Below are 20,952 nucleotides of genomic sequence, written 5' to 3' on the forward strand. Positions count from 1 at the left end.
AGCCGGAGCGCGCCTGAAAGATGAATAAAAGTGACTCAACACACATTTAACGGGCTATTTAAGAACCAAATCACGCATTTGCATCAATTTGGCTCATCTGAAAAGCGATTTATATCGTTTGTCAGCCTATGTCGCTTTTCTGTTCAATAACCACACGTTATTTACGGCGAGGTGGGGTATGGAATCTCAAATCTGGGTGGTAGGCACGCTGTTTATCAGTATCGTGCTAATCGTTTTAACGATCGTCAAACTGAAGTTTCATCCGTTTCTGGCGCTCCTGCTGGCAAGCTTTTTCGTCGGCGCGATGATGGGCATGGGGCCGCTTGATATGGTCAACGCCATTGAGAGCGGTATTGGCGGTACGCTTGGCTTCCTGGCGGCGGTGATCGGTCTCGGTACCATCCTCGGGAAGATGATGGAAGTCTCCGGCGCGGCGGAACGCATCGGCCTGGCGCTGCAGCGCTGTCGCTGGTTGTCGGCAGACGTGATCATGGTGCTGGTTGGCCTGATCTGCGGCATTACGCTGTTTGTTGAGGTTGGCGTGGTGCTGCTGATCCCGCTGGCCTTCTCCATTGCCAAAAAAACCAATACCTCGCTGCTGAAGCTGGCCATCCCCCTGTGTACCGCGCTGATGGCGGTGCATTGCGTGGTGCCGCCGCATCCGGCCGCGCTGTTCGTGGCGAATAAACTCGGCGCGGATATCGGCACGGTCATCGTCTACGGCCTGCTGGTTGGCCTGATTGCCTCGCTGGTAGGCGGCCCATTGTTCCTCAAGCTGCTCGGCAACCGCCTGCCGTTTAAACCGGTGCCGACCGAGTTTTCTAACCTTGAAGTACGCGAAGAATCGACGCTGCCCTCGCTCGGCGCTACGCTATTTACCGTGCTGCTACCGATTGGGCTGATGCTGGTGAAAACCGTCGCTGAATTGAACATGGCTAAAGGCGGCACGCTGTATATGTTGCTGGAATTTATCGGCAACCCGATCACCGCGATGTTTATTGCCGTCTTTGTCGCTTATTACATTCTTGGTATTCGTCGCCAAATGGGGATGGGCGTCCTGCTGACCCATACTGAAAACGGCTTCGGATCGATTGCTAATATTCTGCTGATTATTGGCGCGGGTGGCGCGTTCAACGCGATTTTGAAGTCCAGCGGCCTGGCCGATAGCCTGGCGGTGCTCCTCTCGAATCTGCATATGCATCCGATTCTGCTAGCCTGGCTGGTGGCGCTGATCCTTCACGCCGCCGTCGGCTCCGCTACCGTGGCCATGATGGGCGCGACCGCTATCGTCGCCCCGATGCTGCCACTGTATCCTGGGGTAAGTCCGGAGATCATCGCTATTGCCATCGGTTCCGGCGCGATTGGCTGCACGATCGTAACGGATTCCCTGTTCTGGCTGGTGAAACAATACTGTGGCGCAAGCCTCAGCGAAACATTCAAGTATTATACGACGGCGACATTTATCGCTTCTTTACTTGCACTCGCCGCCACCTTCCTGCTTTCTTTCATCATCTAAGCGAACGAGACGTAATATGAAAAACGCTGACCTGACCCAATTAACCGCGACCTTCCCGCTTGTACAGGAGCTGATCGCGCTGAAAGAAACCACCTGGTTTAACCCGGCGACCACGACGCTGGCGCAAGGTTTGCCCTATGTCGGCCTGACCGCCGAAGATGTAAAAGACGCTCACGAACGCCTTCAGCGCTTCGCGCCGTATCTGGCGGAAGCCTTTCCGGAAACGGCCGTCACCGGCGGGATTATCGAATCAGAAGTGGTTGCCATTCCGGCAATGAAACGCCGCCTCGAGCAACAATTCAATCAGCCGATTCACGGCGAACTGTTACTGAAAAAAGATAGCCACCTGCCGATTTCGGGCTCCATTAAGGCGCGCGGCGGCATTTATGAAGTGCTGACCCATGCGGAAAAGCTGGCGCTGGAAGCCGGGCTGCTCACCACCTCAGATGATTATCGCAAATTGCTGACACCGGAATTCAAGCAGTTCTTCAGCCAGTACAGCATCGCCGTTGGTTCTACCGGCAACCTCGGTATGTCGATCGGCATCATGAGCGCGCGCATTGGTTTTAAGGTCACGGTACATATGTCTGCCGATGCCCGCGCATGGAAAAAGGCCAAACTGCGCAGCCACGGCGTAACGGTTGTTGAGTATGAAGAAGATTACGGCGTGGCGGTCGAACAGGGGCGCAAGGCGGCGGAATCCGACCCGAAATGCTTTTTCATCGACGATGAAAACTCGCGCACGCTGTTCCTCGGCTATGCCGTGGCCGGCGAACGCCTGAAAGCGCAGTTTGCCCGGTCAGGACGCGTGGTCGATGCCGATCACCCGCTGTTTGTCTATCTGCCATGCGGCGTTGGCGGCGGCCCCGGCGGCGTCGCATTCGGCCTGAAACTGGCGTTTGGCGACCACGTTCACTGTCTGTTCGCCGAACCGACCCATTCCCCATGCATGCTGCTCGGCATTTACACCGGGCTCCATGACCAGATTGCGGTGCAGGATTTAGGGATTGATAACCTGACCGCCGCCGATGGTCTGGCGGTCGGCCGCGCTTCCGGCTTCGTTGGCCGGGCGATGGAACGCCTGCTCGACGGCCTGTATACCCTCGACGATCAAACGATGTACGACATGCTGGGCTGGCTGGCAACGGCGGAAAACATTCGCCTTGAGCCGTCCGCGCTGGCCGGGATGGCCGGGCCGCAGCGCGTCTGCGCCAGTAAAGCGTACCATCAGCTACAAGGACTGAGCGACGAACAGCTACGTCAGGCCACCCACCTGGTATGGGCGACCGGCGGCGGTATGGTGCCGGAAGAAGAGATGGCGCAGTATCTGGCGAAGGGGCGTTAAATCGCCCGCAGCAGCGGCATCAGTTCGCCCGGTGACCGCTGCTGTTTACGCAGATCGCGCATAACCCGCATACAGGGAGCGCTGGCGACATAGAACTGGCGGTAGCCTTCACAGAGCGGATCGTCGTCGCCTGCGCATAATCGCCGCCACGCACAGACAAAACAGGCGCTATTGGCGGCCACCTGCCGTTGTTCGCGCAGCGGTTCGCCGCACCAGATACGCAGAGTTTCCTCAAACAACGTAATCGTTATGCGGCCAATATCTTCCCGCGCCCAGATATGGAAAATGGCGCAAAGGAAGTTTCCCCACGCATTGGCATCTTCCGCTCTGAGCTGCGGAATAAAACGAACGGCGCGCACGCCCTGTGCGCGTAGCTCCCGATATAGCTGCTGCGGTTGCTGGCAATGGTGGCGATAAACTTTCACCTCCTGCACTGCCGGTTCGTTGTGAGCGAGGGAGTGGCATTCTGTCCGACATCCTGTCATGTCACATCCTTAAGAAATAAAATGATCTGCCGTAGATGCGTTACAGCAAACAATAATGACAGCGAAAGCACTGCGAGGGAGATCAAAAATTTGTCACGAACTGCTCCCGGCTGCAAAAAATCGCTCTCGCCGACATCCATCAAATGGCGGCTACGGGTGTAGCGCCAGAGAATGATCGCCACCACTGCCAGTACGCCAATCGATATCCAGAACGCCAGCCCGGCGCTATGCCAGTTATGTTTAATCGCCAGCGCCATCAGCGCCCCGTAGCCCAGCAGAGTACGAAACCACGCCAGCGAGGTGCGCTCCGGCTGCAGACCGGGATCGCTCTCCCGCCGCGCCCGGCGTTTATCCGCCATACAGCACCAGCAGCATCACCGCCGCCACGACCGCCAGCAGCAGGACGCTAATCACCAGTAGCGTACGGGTATAGGGGAGATCCTGCTTCAGGCGCATCGCCTTTTCGTTGCTCAGCCAGCGCAGATAGCCGTACACCGCCAGCCCGCCGGCAAACAGGCATAGTAGCAACGCAAGCACTTCGCGAATAAGCGGAGTGGCAAAATCCGGCGCCAGCTGATCGAGCCCGACGCCCGCGGCGAGAAAGCCGAGCGCCGTACGGATCCACGCCAGAAAGGTGCGTTCATTGGCCAGCGAAAAGCGGTAATCCGGCGCTTCGCCAATGCGGGAAATTTTCATCAGCAGTCCTTGTTCGTCACGCAAACAGGCCACAGCATAGCCTAAATCACGAACAGGAGAGAAGAACCGGCACCCGATGGATGCCGGTATTCGGAATTCGCTAACTCAGCCCCCAGAACAGCACGGCCAGTAGCTGAGGAGTGATTATCCGCAGGAACATCACCAGCGGATAAACCGTGGCGTAGGAGAGCGCCGCCGCGCCGCTGGTGGCGTGAAGATTGTTGGCGAAGGCCAGCGCCGGCGGGTCGGTCATTGAGCCGGCCAGCATGCCGCAGAGGGTCAGATAGTTCATCTTCGCCAGTATCCGCGCCAGTATACCCACCGTCAGCAGCGGAATAGCGGTGATGAAAATACCGTAGGCTATCCAGCTAAGTCCCTCGCCGTGGAGCAGGGTGTCGACAAAATCGCCGCCGGACTTCAGCCCCACCACCGCCAGAAACAGCACGATACCGAGTTCGCGCAGCGCCAGGTTGGCGCTCGGCGGCATAAACCAGTACAGCTTGCCGATGCTGCCGATACGCCCGAGGATCAGCGCCATAATCAGCGGCCCGCCGGCTAGCCCCAGTTTCAACGCCGCCGGGAAACCGGGAATAAACAGCGGAATAGACCCCAGCAGCACCCCGAGACCAATGCCGATAAACACCGGTAGCATTTGTACCTGCTGCAGCTTTTGCTGCGCGTTGCCGAGTTCATTGGCCACCGCGTCAATGGCCTGTGGACGTCCAACCAGGTTAAGAATGTCGCCAAACTGCAGGCTGGCATGGCTGCTGGCTACCAGCTCCACCCCGGCGCGATTAAGCCGCGAAATCACTACGTCATAGCGTTGTTTAAAGTGCAGATCGCGGATTTTCTTCCCTAATACCTTCTCGTTAGTGACCACCACGCGTTCCACTTTGAGATCGGTACCGCGCGTTGAGAGCGAAGTCGCCACTTCTTTACCAATCACCAGCTGCGCATTGTGTAAATCCTCCGGCCGCCCGACCAGGTGCAGCAGATCGCCATGCTGGATAAGCGTACCCGGCGCCGGCACCATCAATAGCTCATCGCGCTTCAACCGCGAGCAGATAATTTTGTCGCTGTTGAGCATTGGCACATCCTGAATCGCCATATTATTCAGGTTCGGGTTCTCCACCCGCACGTTAATGGTATGCAGATGAGCGTGCCCGTTGCCGCTGCTCTCATCAAACTGCTGCGCCTCTTTTTCCACATTAATGCGAAAGAACAGCCGCACCAGCCACATGGTCAGCAAAATGCCGCAGATACCAAACGGGTAGGCCATCGCGTAACTCATCCCCATCTGATCGACGACATCAAACGGCAGGCCAAGATCGCGCAGGATTTGCTGCCCGGCGCCAAGCGCGGGGGTGTTAGTGACCGCCCCAGAGAAGATGCCGAGAACGACCGGAAGCGGAATATTGAACAGCTTATGCAGGATCGCCGTCACCAGTCCGCCAAGTACGACGATAAGGATCGCGAACAGATTGAGCTTAAGCCCGGAGACGCGTAACGAGGCAAAAAAGCCCGGACCGACCTGAATACCGATGGTATAAACGAAGAGAATAAGGCCAAATTCCTGGATGAAATGCAGCATCGGGCTGCTCAGCGTAATCCCTGCCTGATCCACGAAGTGGCCCACGATAATGCCGCCAAACAGCACGCCGCCGATACCAAAGCCAACGCCGCGGATTTTGACATTGCCGATCCACAATCCCACCACCGCAACCAGCGCCAACACGCTGACGGTCAATGCTATATCACTCATACTATTTTCCCTGTGAATAACATTATTATTAACAGGGATTATGACTGAAGGCGGGAATACTGTATGTAGTCCCGCGCACAAAAAAGCCCCGAGTTATCGGGGCTTGAAAGCGATGTGGCTGAATTAACTATTCAGCGCCGGGCGCTCGCTAATAGCGATACGCTGCGGGGCGGCGACTTCCGGCTCGTGGCGGGTTAAGTCGATATGCAATAAGCCATTGGTAAAGGTGGCACCGGAGACTTCCATATTATCCGCGAGGGTGAAACTCAAGCTGAAGGCCTGATTCACCAGCCCCTGGTGCAGCCATTTAGTCTCTTTTTCAGCGGCCTGCGGCGTGCCTTTAACGGTCAGACGCGTACCTTCCAGCTGAATATCCAAATCTTCCTGACGGAACCCGGCTACCGCGAGGGTAATGCGGTAATGGTTATCGTCGCTTTTTTCGATGTTATAGGGCGGGAAGGTTTGGCTTTCACCGGCGGTTTGCAGGGCATTAGCCAGTTTGTCAAAACCGATCCATTGACGCAGCAGTGGGGATAAATCGTAGTTACGCATAGTGTTTTCTCCTTCTGAGAAGCGAGTAAGTACCTGCGAATTCAGCGAATTCGCATTTGCTCCCTGACGGCAAGCAAGTTGTTTATTCAGGCCGCCGCGCGGCCTGAAGCGGAAAATTAGTTAATTTCGATACGGCGCGGTTTGTTCGCTTCCGGAATCACGCGTTCCAGATCGATATACAGCAGGCCGTTGACCAGGTTAGCGCCGCGAATATGAATGTTATCGGCGAGCTGGAATTTACGCTCGAAGTTGCGTTCCGCGATCCCCTGGTACAGGTAGGTGCGCTCTTTCTGCTCGGCGGCATGGGAGCCTTTCACCACCAGAAGATTGTCTTGCGCGGTTATCTCTAATTCGCTTTCCGCAAAACCGGCGACGGCAATCGCGATGCGGTAATTGTTTTCATCCACTAATTCAACGTTATACGGAGGGTAGCCGCCGTTACCCTGGTTTTGATTATTTTCTAACAGGTTGAACAGACGGTCGAAACCAATAGCAGAACGATAAAGCGGGGAGAGATCGAAATTACGCATAGTAAATAGCTCCTGAAATCAGCGAGAATTCAATGGCTTTCCATCATGGACAAGCCGTTATGACCCGGAATACCCCTCAGGCGTATCCTCATTGGGTGACACTACTAAAATGGGTGTGCCCCGACGCTTTTCAAGCCCTTTTCAGCCAAATTTTTTTTGCAGTTTGCTGGCGAATGCTTAGACTGGTTGCAAAGCACAAAAGGCAAAGTGCGATACTCGCCACAGTGCAGTGCAATAACGCTAGGCATTCACGGGACGGCTCGTTATAACCGAAGTAACCCCGATAAAATGACGGAAGAGTGATGAAAAGCGGATTGTTAAAGCTGGTCCTGTTCAGCGGGATGATTAGTATGGGCGGTTGCTCCAGCGTGATGTCGCATACCGGCGGCAAGGAAGGAACCTACCCAGGCACGCGCTCCAGCGCCCATACGCTGGGCGACGACGACACCAACTGGGGCGTGAAATCGCTGGTGGCCCTCGATATGCCGTTCACCGCGGTTATGGACACGCTACTTCTGCCGTGGGATATGTTCCGCACCGACAGCTCGGTAAAATCGCGCGTCGAGAAAAGCGAACAGGAGACGCTGGCGACTAACTCCGTCATCCCGCCAGCGCCAATGCCTTCGCGCTAAGCTAGCGCTGCGTTTCGGTTATCCACAACTGGCGATAACCGTCGACGTCTTCCATCCACGCCAGGTATTTTCCATCCGGTGAAAATACAACGGCATCCGCGGACGGCGGATTTTCGCGATCGGTCGTCAAATAACTTACCGCGCCGCTGCGGGCATCGCAGAGCGCGATTTTGTTTTCCACCACGCATCCCAGCCACTCGCCCGATGGATGCCAGTTAAACGCCGACTGAATCCCCTTTGCAGTATGCGTTAACTGACGCGGCTCGCCGCCCGCAGGCGCGATAAGCCACAGTTGTACAACGCCTGCGTCATCACGCATCAGAAAGGCGATCTCGGTGGCCTGCGGATTGGCGCGTACCCAATGGCGCGGTACATTCACCAGCCCCGGATAGCGGCGCTGGTGGGTATAGGTCAAACGACGCTGGCTGACGCCTGCCGGCGGCGCGGGCATCGTCGTTGCACTTCCGGCCAGCGGCGCATCGCCCTGCCGCTTCCACCCTGCCTCATCCCGCGGCAGCGTCACAATAAACAGTTCAGGCACTTTGTCGCCGTTTTCCGCCAGCGTATCGCCGATAAAGGCTAGTGCATGATTGCCGACCCACCCCTCTTCATAAGCGCGATTGATCTCATCGCTGCCCGGCAATGGGTTCGCCGTGGTACGGCTCACCAGCACGCACCAGTGGCTGCCGGCATATTCGCGGGGATGGGCGCCCTGCGGGCTCACCGGGCCATAGGGCGCGGCTACGCCAACGTTGCGCAGATCCAGCGCCGGATCGTATTCGTGAAGTACGTGGTCGTTATACGTGAAGCTAACGAACTGGCCGTCTGGGCTGAAGACATGAACGTGGCTGCCGCCGCGCAGCGCGCCGGGGGTATAAGGCGCGGTAATATCCAGCGCATCAAGATTGCGGGTTTCACCCTGCCAGTTCACCACCCCGCGACGGTGATGAAAATCGTAATGCCAGTTGGCGTCCGGGTGTTCCGGGCCGTGAATAAAAACGTATTTATCTTGCGTCGGGTGTACGGTGACCACACCAACGCAGGCACCGTCAGCGGCGCGATTGAGCGTCTCAACGGCGCCGCTATGGATATTCACCCGCTCAATGGTCTCGCCGGTGAAAGAGGCCCCCGACGGACGGACGTCGAAAACCAGCCACTGGCTGTCCGGGGTCCAGGTATTGATATTGGTAAGCTGATGGTGACGGGGAGCAAAAGTGACTTGTTTCATGACGATACCCTGATGCGAGACTTACGCATCAGGGTAGCGTATCGCCAAAATTTAGCCTACACGTTTCACATCGCCGACCAGCAGGATATAAGACAGCGCGCCTATCAGCGCCACTACGGAGATATAAACCAGCGCCGGGCCAAAGCCGTAATCCTGCGCCAGATAGCCAATCACCAGCGGGACGGTGATGCCACCCAGTCCGCCAACGAAGTTAAAGACCCCGCCGGTCAGGCCGATCAGGCGCATCGGCGCCAGGGAGGAGACCAGCGACCAAGTGATAGACGCAAAGCCGTTGCCGAAGAATGCCAGCGCCATCAACGCCATGATCCAAACGGGGTCGTTGGTATAGTTCGCCCCCATGATGCAGGTGGAGATCAGCAGCCCGCAGATAATCGGCGTTTTGCGCGCCACGCCCAGCGAGTAGCCTTTTTTCACCAGCTTATCCGCCAGCCAGCCGGAGAGCAGGACGCCAAAAAACGCGGCGAGGAAGGGTACCGTGGTCATAAAGCCGGCCTTCAGCGCGGTGATGCCTTTTTCCTGGGTTAAGTAATTCGGGAACCAGGTCAGGAAGAACCACAGCGTCGAGGTAACCGCGAACTGCCCAAGGTAAACGCCAACCAGCTTACGGTGAAAGACCAGCTTCCAGTCCGCTTTTGATAACGGTTGACGCGCCTCTTTCTTCAGCGGCGCATCGCCATCCACCAGGCCGCCTCCGTCGCGGATATAGTCGAGTTCGGCTTTACTGATGCTTTTAGTCAGGCGCGGCGGTTGATAAACCTTAAACCAGATTAACGACCAGATAATGCCGATACCGCCGGTAACGATAAATACCCAGTGCCAGCTTAATAGCTCCTGGATCCAGATCAGTAGCGGCGTGAGGAAGGCCAGACCCACAAATTGCCCCGAGGTATAAAACCCAACGGCAGAGGCGCGTTCGTGTTCGGGGAACCAGCTGGTCACCATGCGGTTGTTGGTCGGGAAAGCTGGCGCTTCGAAGATGCCGGTAATGGCGCGTAAACCAATCAGCGACATTAAGCCGGTGGCGAAGCCTTGTAGCAACGTCGCGACGGACCAGCCAAATATAGCGATAAAGTAGGTAAGCCTGGATCCTACGCGGTCAAGAAACCAACCGCCAGGGATCTGGCAGAGGGTATACAGCCAGGCAAAGGCGGAAAATACATAGCCCATTTCCGCTTTGCTAATACCAAACTCCTCCTGAATATGCGCCGAGGCGACAGCGAGGTTGGCGCGGTCAACATAACAAATAACCACGGTAATAAAGATCATGATGAGCGTCAGATAACGGCGACGCCCGGGTTTTACAGCGGTAACTGAAATATCCATCGCAATCTGTCTCCAGATTTTGGGCATAGCGAAGCCGCTCACCATGCCCGGTAATTTACAGAGGGTGTTTTTGTTTTTTATTTTTTACTTAAGAATGCTCTAAATAGTTCACGTCGCAGGAAGGCGGCAAGATTGCAAATCCCCAGGAGCTTACATTAGTAAGTGACTGGGGTGCGCAATCGCAGCCAACGCACCCGTGGCGTGAAATATGAAGAGCATTTACCATTCGGCGACAGAGCCATCCTCATATCGCCACAACGGATTTCGCCAGTCCGGCGCATTTTTACTTAACTCAATCACGCGGGCCTCATCAATTTCCACGCCCAGCCCCGGCTTCATCAGAGGTTTAAAGAAGCCGCCTTCCATATTGAAATCTTCTTTATTTTTCACGAAATCAAGCAGTTCGGCGCCTTTGTTGTAGTGGATCCCCATGCTCTGTTCCTGGAAAACCGCGTTATGTGAAACGAAATCGACGTGCAGACAAGCGGCCAGCGCGATCGGCCCCAGCGGGCAGTGCGGCGCCAGCCCAACGTCATAGGCTTCCGCCATTCCGGCAATTTTATAGCATTCGGTAATACCGCCTGCGTGCGACAAATCGGGCTGTAAAATAGCCACCCCGCCCGCTTCCAGTACCCGTTTAAATTCAAAGCGCGAGAACATACGTTCGCCGGCGGCAATTGGAATATGCGTTTGCGCCGCCAGCCGCGGATAATATTCCGCCTGCTCGGCTAATACCGGCTCCTCAATAAATAATGGGCGATATGGCTCCAGCTCTTTAATTAATACCTTAGCCATCGGCGCGCTAACGCGGCCATGAAAATCGAGACCAAACTCAATTTCATTGCCAAACGCTTCGCGGATTTGCGCTACGGTATTCACCGCCGCATCAACCGCACGGGAATTATCGATGAGCCCCATCTCTTCGCAGCCGTTTAATTTAAAGGTGTCGAAACCAATACCGCGCAGCTTCTTAATCCCGTCAATTACTTCGGCGGGGCGGTCGCCGCCCACCCAGCTGTAGGCTTTAATTTTGTCGCGCACCAGCCCGCCAATCAGTTGCCAGACCGGGGCATTCAGGACCTTACCTTTAATATCCCATAGCGCCTGGTCAATACCGGCGATGGCGCTCATCATAATCGGGCCGCCGCGATAAAAGCCGCCGCGGTACATCACCTGCCACAGGTCGTTAATCCGCGCCGGATCCTGGCCAATCAGGTAGTCGCCAAATTCATGAACGGCCGCCTCCACCGTGCGGGCGCGCCCTTCAATCACCGGTTCGCCCCAGCCGACAATGCCTTCATCGGTTTCAATCTTCAGGAACATCCAACGCGGAGGTAAACGGTACGTGGTGATATTGGTTATTTTCATTTCACTGCCTCTCGATACGCTTTTACGAATGCGGCTGCCTGTTGCGCGGTACGTTCAACCGGCTGGCCGGCGCGATAGAGATCGCTACCCAGCCCAGCCCCCACACAACCGGCATTAATCCACTGCGCCAGGTTTTCCGGCGTCACGCCGCCAACGGCAAAGACCGGAACCTCCGGCGGCAGCACGGCTTTCAACGCTTTGATGTAATCCGGTCCAAAAGCCGATGACGGGAAGATTTTCAGCGCCTGCGCGCCGGCATCGAGCGCGCTAAAGGCTTCGCTGGCGGTGGCGCAGCCTGGACACACGGTCATGCCGTAACCCACCGCCCGCCGGATCACTTCCGGCTGAATGTTTGGCGTCACGATCAGCCGACAGCCCATGGCCGCCAGCCTGTCGACCTGCTCCGGTTGCAGCACGGTGCCCGCGCCGATAAGCGCCTGCTCGCCGTAAGCATCGACGACCTGCGGAATACTCTTCTCCCACTGCGGCGAGTTCAGCGGGATTTCGACCGCGTCGAAACCGGCGTCGATAACGGCGCCAACGTGAGCCAGCGCCTCGTCTGGCGTAATACCGCGCAGGATAGCGATAAGCGGAAGGTTAGTTTGCCACTGCATAAGCGATGCTCCTTATTCCTGTCTGAAATGCCGTATCGCCCGCAACCGCGGTGACTTCGCGGCCAATGGCGGCGAATGCCTGCTGATAGCGGGACGTTAACGATGATCCGGCGACGAGGCTAATAGCCTGCTTCCCGGCGAACGTGTCGCTGAGGGTGGCAACTTCAGCGCCAATCAGCAGGCCGGAAAGAAATTCGCTAACCTGCTCGCGAGGCAGCGCGCCCAGCACGTGCGAAGCGCGCACTTCAAACAGCTGCGGCAGGACGGCGGGGTTGTTGATACCGCGCTGCAGACCGGCCGCGAATGCGTCGGCGGACGTCTCCTGCGGCGGTAAGCCGGCGCCCACCAGCGAGTGCTGAAGCAACAGATGATGCAACTCACCGGTCAAAACGGTACGAAAATCGTGAATTTGCAGGCGATCGGCCAGTACCCATTTGCAGTGGGTTCCCGGCATCACGTAGACAGACGAAGGGGCTAAGGCGCGTGCGCCCAGCAGTTGCGTTTCTTCTCCGCGCATGACGTTATGGTTATCGTCACGGGAAACGCAAAGGCCGGGAATTATCCAGATATTGTCGCCAACGGCAGTTAACTGCTGGCCAATGTCCGAGAAAGCGGCAGGAAGCGGCAAATAGGGGGAGATTTTCCAGCCCACGTTGCTGCCGACCATCCCTGCCATCACCACCGGTGTGGCGCCATCGCGCCAGTGTTGGGTAATTTCCGCTAACACCGCAGCGGGAGAGCGACCGTTCAGGCGCGTTACGCCCGCTTCAGATTGCCTGCTTTCCAGGCATTCTTCGCCCTGATAAAGCCAGGCGCGTAAATTCGTCGATCCCCAATCTATTGCGATGTAGCGAGCCGTCATGTGATTTCCTTGAGCCTTCGTGTCGAGCTGGCGATCATCGTCAACGCCGCCTGCTCCGCCGCGTCGCTATCCTGATGCCGAATGGCGTCAAATAGCGCTTTATGTTCCTGCAGGGTTTTCGGCATGTTGCCTTCATCACCCATCCAGGTCCGTTCAAATACCGCCCGCTGCAGCGAACTGATCGCCACGCTAAGCTGCTGCAAAACCGGGTTATGTACTGACTGCAGCACCGCTTCGTGGTAACGAATATCGGCCTCGTTAAAGGCATCCCGGTTTTGGTTGTTGGCGATCATGTCATTGAGCGCCGACTCGATTTCCGCCAGATCGCTCGAGGTGGCGCGTTCCGCCGCCCAGCGGGCAATAGCGGGCTCGACCAGGTTGCGCACTTCACTCATCGCGCTGATAAGACGCGGGTCATAATCATTTTCCAGTACCCACTGCAGTACCTCGGTATCGAGGTAGTTCCACTGGTTTCTCGGAGCGACAAACGCGCCGCGATAACGCTTCATTTCGATCAGCCGCTTCGCCATTAGCGAGCGAAATACTTCGCGGATGATGTTGCGCGAAGTTTCAAACTCTTCACACAGTTCCGCTTCGGCCGGTAGCGCTGAACCCGGTACGTACTTACCGCTGACAATCTGTTTGCCCAGCGTGATCACGATGCGATCGGTCTTATTGAGAGTCATGGAGAGTCCTTATGCTCTATGTGTACTGCTCTACTTTACCGTCGCTGTCGAATTTTGCCTCACTTTTGTACTACTAGCGTGATGTCAGTCGTCGTCGCCATGAGCACAATGTAGTACAACATGATTGTGTTGTACTACAATTTAGATCACAAAAAGAACAACCCATAAAAATAAAAATGCCTGTGGCCACGGCAGATGGCGCCGTCAAAGCAGGAAAGGAGGGTAAATAAGAGTTAGAACGCTTCGCCGACCTGGAAGTAAAAGCCGCTGCTGCCCTTACCGATACCGTAGTCGAGGCGAATATTAACGCGAGGTTTGAATTCAAAGCGGTAGCCGACGCCCGCCGAAGGTAGCCAGCGCCCATCATTCAGAGAATCAATGGATGGCCCCATGGTGCCCGCGCCGACCCAGGCAACAACGCCGTGTCGCCACGTCAACTGACGACGGTATTCCAGCTGAGAGCTGACCACGTTTTTATCGCGGTAGCGCCCCTGGTAGTAGCCGCGCATACGTTCATCGCTGCCGAGCAGCGGCATCATGCTCCACGGCACATCGCCCTGGGTGAAGGTGCCATCCGCTTCCCAGGCCAGCACGCTTTTATCGCTCAGGGCCTGATAGCGGCTATAGTGCAGGCGAAACTCATCAAAACGCGTATCGCTGCCGAGTCCCGGCGCATAATGGGTATAGCGAAAATCGGCGTACTGGCCCTTGCGTGGGTTGGGAACAAAATCGCGATCGTCCCAGTTGATATCAATACTGGCGCCGGAGCTGAATACCGACGGCCCCTGTGGGGTGTTTTCTATTTTCGGCAGATCGTCATGGTCCATCTCATCGGCATTTTGCGCCGCCAGCGACCACCCCGCCCCCAGGTAGACATTATCGACGAGCTGCCGGTAGACCATCGGGCGCAGAGTCAGCACCTGGGCGGTATATTTTTCTTTCTCATTGTCTTTGTCGCCGGCGTGAAAACCCTGTCCCCAGTAGTAAGTCGGCGTGTTGGCCATCGAGCCTTCAACAAATACCCGCCACAAATCGTTGTCGAAAAAAGCATAGTTTTTAACGCTGAGGCCAAACGCGCCGGTGGAGCTAACGTAGCCGCTAAGCGTCAGCGTGGAGTTCTGGCTGATGGTGTCATTTGGGTCCGGGCGATACATGCCCACAACGGCCGTACCCAATCCAAGCCCCAGCTCCGGCGTATAAAATGGCCCTGGCATGACGCCCCAGTCGATGCCTTTGCTGGCGTCGAACTTGTCGCTGGCGCCAAGGTTTTGCAACCAGCCGTCGATTTTTTCGCGGCTGAGCGCCTGTGCCTGCGCCTGCGCCTGCCCAATAACAAGGCATGTTAGCAGCAGGATGGCGCTAAACAGTCGTCTCAAAAGCGATACTCGCCGGCGATAAAGAAACTGTTACGTTCGGCAAAACCAAACTCCGTAGTGATATTAAAGTTCCGGGTCATCTCATACTGCGCGCCCACCAGCACGTTCCACGGCGACTGTAGATGCTGTTTCACATCAAAGCGACCGTTACCGTTCTTGTTAGCCAGATTGACCATGTTTTGCAGCATCGTCGACGGCATCGACAGATCGTTCAGGCTGCCCTTAAATTCCTGCTGCACATCCTGATACATGCTGCCAACCCAGATATTCAGCTTCCCGTTGGGCAGATGCAGCGCATCTACCGACGGCGTATTGAAACGATAGCCCAAACGCGGCGAAAAGGTAAAAGCATCAATGCTGCCGTCGAGAATATCAAAACGCGTCTGCGTATAGTTGGCGTCTAATACCGTGAACCAGTTGCCGACGCCGCCCACCAGCGTGGTGCCAACGCCGTAAGTCGTGCCTTTAAAATCAAGGCGAAAATCAAGATCCTGCATACCTGGCATGGGCACTACTTTACCATTCGGCCCTTTCAGACCGACGGCGATTTGCGAGATTGAATGGCCTTTAGTATGTCCAACCAGGCCATAGACGTTCATAAACGGCAGCAGCCAGGCATCCAGCTTAAGGGTCTCGGTTTTACTGCTTTCCCGCGTATTACCGACGCCAATCTGGAAGGCGTTATCCAGTGAAAAATTACCTAACGATAAACCGGTAAAATTAATGCTATCGACATTAATATTTTGCCGCATATCCATATAGTTAACGCCGACGCCAAACGGCAGCGGCAGGACGTAGCCGTGCTTTCTGGCTTCATCGCCTAAAAAAGGCAAGACCGACGTCGATTCCGGCGCCGCGACCTGGCTATTGTCAGGCGCGGGCAGATCCGCCGGTTCGCTACCGTGCCAGGCGTATACGGGTTCAAGTTGAGTCGTTGGTTCTGCGGCCGCGCAGGCCTGAAAAGAGAGAAAAGGCAGCGCAACCAACATCAAAAAGTGATTTTTATTCATAGGAAATATGATGTTAGTTCTTAAGAACAGAATTCATAAAATGGGGCGGGTAGCTTATAGAATCCCCTGCGCTGATTAAGGGATTTAAATGCGGATTAACATCTATTCATGAAAAAAGAGAAGACAGGCCCGGAGAATTCCGGGTCTGAGATTGATGACAAACCTCATGCAACCGTTGCACTTACAGATTGCACCAGACAAAAACATGGAAAATCAATTTATTGATTTTCGGCTGATAACCACAAAGAAGGAAAAACCACGCTTTTTCCTTCTTTGTCAGCAGTCTGAGGCCCGGAGAATTCCGGGCCCGAAATGCGCTTAGGCTAAGACGTATTTTTCAATGGCGAAGGCGACGCCATCTTCAAGGTTCGATTTAGTGACGAAATTCGCCGCTTCTTTCACCGTCGGGATGGCGTTATCCATCGCCACGCCGACGCCGGCGAATTCAATCATCGCGATATCATTTTCCTGATCGCCAATCGCCATAATTTCTTCCGGCTTGATGCCCAGCGTATCGGCCAGCGACTTCACGCCGGTGCCTTTATTGACGCGTTTATCGAGGATTTCGAGGAAGTACGGCGCACTTTTCAGCACGGTATACTTCTCTTTCACTTCCGCCGGAATACGGGCGATGGCCCGATCGAGAACAGCAGGCTCATCGATCATCATCACCTTCAGCAGCTGAATATTACGGTCCATCTTTTCTGCTTCGCAGAATACTAGCGGAATGGTCGCCACGTAGGATTCATGCACCGTGTAGTAGCTGATATCGCGGTTCGCGGTATAAAGCGTATTACGATCGAGCGCGTGGAAGTGCGAGCCAACGTCGCGAGAGAGTTGCTCAAGGAAGCGATAATCATCGTAGCTTAACGCCGTTTGCGCCACGGTGCTGCCGTCGCTGGCTTTCTGAACCAGCGCGCCGTTATAGGTGATGCAGTAGTCGCCCGGCTGTTCCATGTGCAGCTCTTTCAGGTAGCTATGGACACCAGCGTAGGGGCGGCCGGTCGTCAGCACCACGTTAACGCCGCGGGCGCGCGCTGCCGCGATGGCGGTTTTCACCGCCGGAGAAATGGTATGGTCAGGCAGCAACAGCGTGCCGTCCATATCAATTGCAATCAGTTTAATAGCCATGGGATCCCCGGGTAAGATGAGTCTTCACTCATGCTAACGCGATTCCGCTCAAAAAACAGCTCTCGCAGCGGGAGAAAACGAGGATGGATTGCGCAGGCGGATTCCCCTTTTGCCGCAAAAGAAAAACCCGGCAGCGCAACGCGTACCGGGTTTAGCAAAACCGTAGCCCCGATAGACATCATGTCACCGGGGAAATACAGGCTTAGATATCGATGTTCGCCGCTTTCAGGGCGTTCTCTTCGATAAAGGCGCGACGCGGTTCAACGGCATCGCCCATCAGGGTGGTGAACAGCTGGTCGGCGGCAATCGCATCCTTCACGGTGACGCGCAGCATGCGGCGGCTGTCCGGATCCATGGTGGTTTCCCACAGCTGATCCGGGTTCATCTCGCCCAGTCCTTTATAACGCTGGATAGAGAGGCCGCGACGCGACTCTTTAACCAGCCAGTCGAGCGCCTGTTCGAAGCTGGCTACCGGCTGGCGGCGCTCGCCGCGTTCGATAAACGCGTCGTCTTCGATAAGCCCGCGCAGCTTCTCGCCGAGGGTGCAGATACGGCGGTATTCCGCGCCGGTGATGAACTCGTTATCCAGCGGGTAGTCGGTATCGACGCCGTGGGTACGCACGCGCACGATCGGCTCGAACTGCTGCAGCTCGCTGTTTTCACGAACATCAAACTTCCACTGGCTGCCGTGCTGCTCTTTTTCGTTCAGCTCGCTGATCAGCTGGTTAATCCAGCGGGTGACGGTCTGCTCGTTGCTCAGATCGGCTTCGGCCAGCGTCGGCTGATAGATAAGCTCTTTGAGCATCGCTTTCGGGAAACGGCGCTCCATGCGGCCAATCATTTTCTGCGTCGCGTTGTACTCGGCCACCAGTTTTTCCAGTGACTCGCCGGCTAAGGCCGGTGCGCTGGCGTTGGTGTGCAGGGTCGCGCCGTCGAGCGCGATGGAGATCTGGTACTGATCCATCGCTTCGTCGTCTTTAATGTACTGTTCCTGCTTGCCTTTCTTCACTTTGTACAGCGGCGGCTGAGCAATGTAAACGTGGCCGCGTTCCACGATTTCCGGCATCTGACGATAGAAGAAGGTCAACAGCAGGGTACGAATGTGCGAGCCGTCGACGTCCGCATCGGTCATGATGATGATGCTGTGATAACGCAGTTTATCCGGGTTGTACTCATCGCGGCCGATGCCGCAGCCCAGCGCGGTGATAAGCGTGGCCACTTCCTGAGAAGAGAGCATTTTATCGAAGCGGGCTTTCTCGACGTTAAGGATTTTACCCTTCAGCGGCAGGATAGCCTGGTTCTTACGGTTACGGCCCTGTTTCGCAGAGCCGCCCGCGGAGTCCCCTTCCACGAGGTACAGTTCAGACAGCGCCGGGTCGCGTTCCTGGCAATCCGCCAGTTTGCCCGGCAGGCCAGCCAGGTCAAGCGCGCCTTTACGACGGGTCATTTCACGGGCGCGACGCGCGGCTTCACGCGCACGCGCGGCGTCGATAATTTTGCCGACCACGATCTTCGCATCGGACGGGTTTTCCAGCAGGTATTCGCTCAGCAGTTCGTTCATCTGCTGCTCAACCGCCGATTTCACCTCAGAGGAGACCAGCTTGTCTTTGGTCTGAGAGGAGAACTTCGGATCCGGCACCTTCACGGAAACCACGGCAATCAGGCCTTCACGAGCATCGTCGCCGGTGGCGCTGACTTTCGCTTTTTTGCTGTAGCCTTCTTTATCCATGTAGGCGTTCAGGGTACGGGTCATCGCCGCGCGGAAGCCCGCCAGGTGAGTACCGCCGTCACGCTGCGGAATGTTGTTGGTAAAGCAGTAGATGTTTTCCTGGAAACCGTCGTTCCACTGCAGTGCCACTTCAACGCCGATACCGTCTTTTTCGGTGGAGAAATAGAAGATATTCGGATGGATCGGCGTTTTGTTCTTGTTGAGATACTCAACAAACGCCTTGATGCCGCCTTCGTAGTGGAAATGGTCTTCTTTGCCGTCGCGCTTATCGCGCAGGCGGATAGAGACCCCGGAGTTCAGGAACGACAGCTCGCGCAGACGTTTCGCCAGGATTTCGTATTCGAATTCAGTGACGTTGGTGAAGGTTTCCAGGCTTGGCCAGAAACGCACCATGGTACCGGTGCTTTCTGTTTCGCCGGTTACCGCCAGCGGCGCCTGCGGCACGCCGTGCTCATAGATTTGTTTGTGGACTTTGTTATCGCGTTGGATAACCAGCTCCAGCTTCTGCGACAGGGCGTTAACCACCGAGACGCCTACGCCGTGCAGACCGCCGGACACTTTATAGGAGTTATCATCGAATTTACCGCCGGCGTGCAGGACGGTCATGATAACTTCCGCCGCGGAGACGCCCTCTTCCGGGTGAATGCCGGTTGGGATGCCGCGACCGTCATCCTGTACGGAGACGGAGTTATCGCTGTGGATAGTAACAACGATGTCTTTACAGTAACCTGCGAGCGCTTCGTCGATAGCGTTATCCACAACCTCGAATACCATGTGGTGCAGACCGGTGCCGTCATCCGTGTCGCCGATATACATACCCGGGCGCTTACGCACCGCATCCAGCCCTTTCAGGACTTTGATACTGGAGGAGTCATAAGAATTCGACATCAACGTTTCTCGCTCATTTAATCTTGGGTTAATCCGTTATTTTACCCTTTTCCACGGTGAACATCTTCGAATTTTTGTCCGACATGTCCATTACGTGTTCAGCGCTGATCGCGCTGACGAAAACCTGCGATTGCGTGGCTTTTAAGCGGCTGGCAAGCAGCCCGCGCCGGGCATCGTCAAGCTCCGAGGCAAAATCATCTATCAGGTACAGGCAGCGCCGCCCGCTTTCGCGGGTCAGGAACTCCCCCTGCGCCAGTCGTAGGGCGCACATCAGCAGCTTAAGCTGCCCGCGCGACAAGGTGTCTTCCACCGGCGCCCCATCAGCGCGAATGCGAAAATCCGCTTTATGCGGGCCGTGGGCGGTGTAGGTTAACATTCTGTCGCGTTCGAAATTCCGCTCCAGCACCTCGGCGTAGTCCGTTTCTTTTTCCCAGCCGCGCTGGAAAGAGAAGGTGAGGGTGAATTCCGGTAAAAATTGCTGACAGGTATCCGCCATGTCTTCGACAATAGCGGCGCTGTATTCGGCACGCCAGCGGCTGATTTGCTCCGCCAGCGGAATTAATTCCAGATCCCACGGCCGCAGTTGCGCATAACGGCTCACCTGGCGCAGCGCGGCGTTGCGCTGTTTCAGCAGGCGCTTCAGGTTGCTCCAGGCGGTGAAGAATCCGGCTTCGTTATGAAAGCATCCCCAATCAATGAACGCTCTTCTGTATTTGGGGCCGCCGTTGAGTAAAGTAAACCCCTCCGGCGTGATTAGCTGCATCGGCATCAGGTGCGCCAGTTCCGCCACCTTGTGGCCGTCGGTGCCGTCGATACGCACCTTGCTGTCGCCCTGTTTGTCTTTGGTCAGGCCAATGGCGGTTTCGCGCTCTTCGCCCTGTAAACGCCCGTGCAGGACAAACGAATCCTGCTCGTGACGAATCACCCGGCCAATTTGCAAACTGCGAAACGCACGGCCGTGGCCGAGCGTATAGATAGCTTCCAGCACGCTGGTTTTGCCGCTGCCGTTTGCGCCAACCAGGAAGTTAAAGCTGGGGGATAAAGCGAGATCCGCATTTTCAATATTGCGGAAATCTTTGATTAAGAGTCGGGATAGCGACATATCAGCTCATAACCAGGGCGTTATCGGCGCAGTTAGTCTGGTTTCGGCCAGCGCGCAGCAACCGGAGCGTACTAAAGTACGTGAGGATTGCGAGCA

General features: G+C 56.0%; 20 protein-coding genes and 1 other annotated feature. Of the genes, 3 read left to right on the forward strand and 17 right to left on the reverse strand.

Annotated elements, in window-relative coordinates; translation table 11 throughout:
- Positions 1-178: 178 nt before the first annotated feature.
- Together dsdX and dsdA are read left to right on the forward strand one after the other, a co-directional pair.
- Positions 179-1,516 carry a D-serine transporter DsdX gene (gene dsdX / locus ACSEMK_RS20960; protein WP_430915422.1) on the forward strand — a complete coding sequence of 446 codons (1,338 nt, stop codon included), beginning with the start codon at positions 179-181 and terminating at the stop codon, positions 1,514-1,516.
- Positions 1,517-1,532: 16 nt separating this feature from the next.
- Positions 1,533-2,861, forward strand: coding sequence for a D-serine ammonia-lyase (gene dsdA, locus ACSEMK_RS20965; protein WP_430915423.1), 1,329 nt, complete (start codon positions 1,533-1,535; stop codon positions 2,859-2,861).
- Here dsdA and ACSEMK_RS20970 read toward each other — a convergent pair.
- The 6 genes from ACSEMK_RS20970 to ibpA all read right to left on the reverse strand — a co-directional run bounded on the left by ACSEMK_RS20970 (position 2,858) and on the right by ibpA (position 6,886).
- Positions 2,858-3,346 carry a hypothetical protein gene (locus ACSEMK_RS20970; protein WP_047044633.1) on the reverse strand — a complete coding sequence of 163 codons (489 nt, stop codon included), beginning with the start codon at positions 3,344-3,346 and terminating at the stop codon, positions 2,858-2,860. The two genes, dsdA and ACSEMK_RS20970, sit on opposite strands and share 4 nt — an antisense overlap.
- Positions 3,343-3,705, reverse strand: a complete 363-nt coding sequence (locus ACSEMK_RS20975; RefSeq protein ID WP_015703888.1) for a DUF202 domain-containing protein — start codon at positions 3,703-3,705, stop codon at positions 3,343-3,345. Before ACSEMK_RS20975 ends, ACSEMK_RS20970 begins: the two co-directional genes overlap by 4 nt.
- The gene (locus ACSEMK_RS20980) at positions 3,695-4,042 is read right to left on the reverse strand and encodes a YidH family protein (RefSeq protein WP_015369053.1); all 348 of its coding nucleotides are present in this window, start codon (positions 4,040-4,042) and stop codon (positions 3,695-3,697) included. The genes ACSEMK_RS20975 and ACSEMK_RS20980 overlap by 11 nt, the downstream gene beginning before the upstream one ends.
- Positions 4,043-4,142: 100 nt before the next feature.
- The gene (locus tag ACSEMK_RS20985; RefSeq protein ID WP_045395952.1) at positions 4,143-5,804 is read right to left on the reverse strand and encodes a putative transporter; all 1,662 of its coding nucleotides are present in this window, start codon (positions 5,802-5,804) and stop codon (positions 4,143-4,145) included.
- Between the two features lie 123 nt (positions 5,805-5,927).
- A complete protein-coding gene (gene ibpB / locus ACSEMK_RS20990) occupies positions 5,928-6,356 on the reverse strand; it encodes a small heat shock chaperone IbpB (RefSeq protein ID WP_015369047.1) in 429 nt (142 codons plus the stop codon).
- A 116-nt stretch (positions 6,357-6,472) separates the two neighbouring features.
- Positions 6,473-6,886 (reverse strand): small heat shock chaperone IbpA, encoded by a 414-nt coding sequence (ibpA, locus tag ACSEMK_RS20995; RefSeq protein WP_015369046.1) that lies wholly within the window; start codon positions 6,884-6,886, stop codon positions 6,473-6,475.
- Positions 6,880-6,954 (reverse strand) — a sequence feature (ROSE (Repression Of Heat Shock gene Expression) occurs in the 5'-region of heat shock genes and acts as an RNA thermometer to modulate expression.). (Overlaps the previous gene by 7 nt.)
- Positions 6,955-7,188: 234 nt before the next feature.
- Between ibpA and ACSEMK_RS21000 the strand changes: the two genes are divergently transcribed.
- Positions 7,189-7,518 (forward strand): YceK/YidQ family lipoprotein, encoded by a 330-nt coding sequence (locus ACSEMK_RS21000; protein ID WP_162750188.1) that lies wholly within the window; start codon positions 7,189-7,191, stop codon positions 7,516-7,518.
- A gap of 1 nt (position 7,519) precedes the next feature.
- Here ACSEMK_RS21000 and ACSEMK_RS21005 read toward each other — a convergent pair whose 3' ends face one another.
- From ACSEMK_RS21005 to recF, 11 genes are all read right to left on the reverse strand, one after another.
- Complete coding sequence (locus ACSEMK_RS21005) at positions 7,520-8,746, reverse strand: DUF3748 domain-containing protein (protein WP_430915424.1); 1,227 nt, start codon at positions 8,744-8,746, stop codon at positions 7,520-7,522.
- 51 nt (positions 8,747-8,797) lie between these two features.
- On the reverse strand, positions 8,798-10,135 hold the full coding sequence (locus ACSEMK_RS21010) for an MFS transporter (protein WP_045395955.1): 1,338 nt from the start codon (positions 10,133-10,135) through the stop codon (positions 8,798-8,800).
- A 174-nt stretch (positions 10,136-10,309) separates the two neighbouring features.
- Positions 10,310-11,458, reverse strand: coding sequence for a galactonate dehydratase (gene dgoD, locus ACSEMK_RS21015; protein WP_430915425.1), 1,149 nt, complete (start codon positions 11,456-11,458; stop codon positions 10,310-10,312).
- Positions 11,455-12,072: a 2-dehydro-3-deoxy-6-phosphogalactonate aldolase gene (locus ACSEMK_RS21020; RefSeq protein ID WP_004181595.1), complete on the reverse strand. Its 618-nt coding sequence runs from the start codon at positions 12,070-12,072 to the stop codon at positions 11,455-11,457. Before ACSEMK_RS21020 ends, dgoD begins: the two co-directional genes overlap by 4 nt.
- Complete coding sequence (locus ACSEMK_RS21025) at positions 12,056-12,934, reverse strand: 2-dehydro-3-deoxygalactonokinase (protein WP_430915426.1); 879 nt, start codon at positions 12,932-12,934, stop codon at positions 12,056-12,058. Before ACSEMK_RS21025 ends, ACSEMK_RS21020 begins: the two co-directional genes overlap by 17 nt.
- The gene (gene dgoR, locus ACSEMK_RS21030; RefSeq protein WP_015369039.1) at positions 12,931-13,620 is read right to left on the reverse strand and encodes a D-galactonate utilization transcriptional regulator DgoR; all 690 of its coding nucleotides are present in this window, start codon (positions 13,618-13,620) and stop codon (positions 12,931-12,933) included. Before dgoR ends, ACSEMK_RS21025 begins: the two co-directional genes overlap by 4 nt.
- A gap of 233 nt (positions 13,621-13,853) precedes the next feature.
- The gene (locus ACSEMK_RS21035; protein WP_430915427.1) at positions 13,854-14,996 is read right to left on the reverse strand and encodes a BamA/TamA family outer membrane protein; all 1,143 of its coding nucleotides are present in this window, start codon (positions 14,994-14,996) and stop codon (positions 13,854-13,856) included.
- A complete protein-coding gene (locus tag ACSEMK_RS21040) occupies positions 14,993-16,006 on the reverse strand; it encodes a hypothetical protein (RefSeq protein WP_087858874.1) in 1,014 nt (337 codons plus the stop codon). Before ACSEMK_RS21040 ends, ACSEMK_RS21035 begins: the two co-directional genes overlap by 4 nt.
- 318 nt (positions 16,007-16,324) lie before the next feature.
- Positions 16,325-17,137, reverse strand: a complete 813-nt coding sequence (gene yidA, locus ACSEMK_RS21045; protein WP_015369035.1) for a sugar-phosphatase — start codon at positions 17,135-17,137, stop codon at positions 16,325-16,327.
- Between the two features lie 202 nt (positions 17,138-17,339).
- Positions 17,340-19,754, reverse strand: coding sequence for a DNA topoisomerase (ATP-hydrolyzing) subunit B (gene gyrB, locus ACSEMK_RS21050; RefSeq protein ID WP_087858873.1), 2,415 nt, complete (start codon positions 19,752-19,754; stop codon positions 17,340-17,342).
- A 28-nt stretch (positions 19,755-19,782) separates the two neighbouring features.
- Entirely contained in the window at positions 19,783-20,856 is a 1,074-nt protein-coding gene (recF, locus tag ACSEMK_RS21055) for a DNA replication/repair protein RecF (RefSeq protein WP_045378107.1), read from the reverse strand.
- Positions 20,857-20,952: the final 96 nt, after the last annotated feature.

Source organism: Klebsiella sp. K-3, from assembly GCF_051207495.1.
GTDB classification, from domain to species: domain Bacteria; phylum Pseudomonadota; class Gammaproteobacteria; order Enterobacterales; family Enterobacteriaceae; genus Klebsiella; species Klebsiella aerogenes.

Coding starts and splice junctions, on each gene's coding strand:
- ACSEMK_RS20970 (WP_047044633.1), bottom strand. CDS start 3,346: ATGACAGGATGTCGGACAGAATGCCACTCCCTCGCTCACAACGAACCG.
- ACSEMK_RS20980 (WP_015369053.1), bottom strand. CDS start 4,042: ATGAAAATTTCCCGCATTGGCGAAGCGCCGGATTACCGCTTTTCGCTG.
- ACSEMK_RS21005 (WP_430915424.1), bottom strand. CDS start 8,746: ATGAAACAAGTCACTTTTGCTCCCCGTCACCATCAGCTTACCAATATC.
- ibpB (WP_015369047.1), bottom strand. CDS start 6,356: ATGCGTAACTACGATTTATCCCCACTGCTGCGTCAATGGATCGGTTTT.
- yidA (WP_015369035.1), bottom strand. CDS start 17,137: ATGGCTATTAAACTGATTGCAATTGATATGGACGGCACGCTGTTGCTG.
- ACSEMK_RS21020 (WP_004181595.1), bottom strand. CDS start 12,072: ATGCAGTGGCAAACTAACCTTCCGCTTATCGCTATCCTGCGCGGTATT.
- ACSEMK_RS21025 (WP_430915426.1), bottom strand. CDS start 12,934: ATGACGGCTCGCTACATCGCAATAGATTGGGGATCGACGAATTTACGC.
- recF (WP_045378107.1), bottom strand. CDS start 20,856: ATGTCGCTATCCCGACTCTTAATCAAAGATTTCCGCAATATTGAAAAT.
- dgoD (WP_430915425.1), bottom strand. CDS start 11,458: ATGAAAATAACCAATATCACCACGTACCGTTTACCTCCGCGTTGGATG.
- ACSEMK_RS20985 (WP_045395952.1), bottom strand. CDS start 5,804: ATGAGTGATATAGCATTGACCGTCAGCGTGTTGGCGCTGGTTGCGGTG.
- dsdX (WP_430915422.1), top strand. CDS start 179: ATGGAATCTCAAATCTGGGTGGTAGGCACGCTGTTTATCAGTATCGTG.
- ACSEMK_RS21010 (WP_045395955.1), bottom strand. CDS start 10,135: ATGGTGAGCGGCTTCGCTATGCCCAAAATCTGGAGACAGATTGCGATG.
- dsdA (WP_430915423.1), top strand. CDS start 1,533: ATGAAAAACGCTGACCTGACCCAATTAACCGCGACCTTCCCGCTTGTA.
- ACSEMK_RS21040 (WP_087858874.1), bottom strand. CDS start 16,006: ATGAATAAAAATCACTTTTTGATGTTGGTTGCGCTGCCTTTTCTCTCT.
- dgoR (WP_015369039.1), bottom strand. CDS start 13,620: ATGACTCTCAATAAGACCGATCGCATCGTGATCACGCTGGGCAAACAG.
- gyrB (WP_087858873.1), bottom strand. CDS start 19,754: ATGTCGAATTCTTATGACTCCTCCAGTATCAAAGTCCTGAAAGGGCTG.
- ACSEMK_RS20975 (WP_015703888.1), bottom strand. CDS start 3,705: ATGGCGGATAAACGCCGGGCGCGGCGGGAGAGCGATCCCGGTCTGCAG.
- ACSEMK_RS21000 (WP_162750188.1), top strand. CDS start 7,189: ATGAAAAGCGGATTGTTAAAGCTGGTCCTGTTCAGCGGGATGATTAGT.
- ibpA (WP_015369046.1), bottom strand. CDS start 6,886: ATGCGTAATTTCGATCTCTCCCCGCTTTATCGTTCTGCTATTGGTTTC.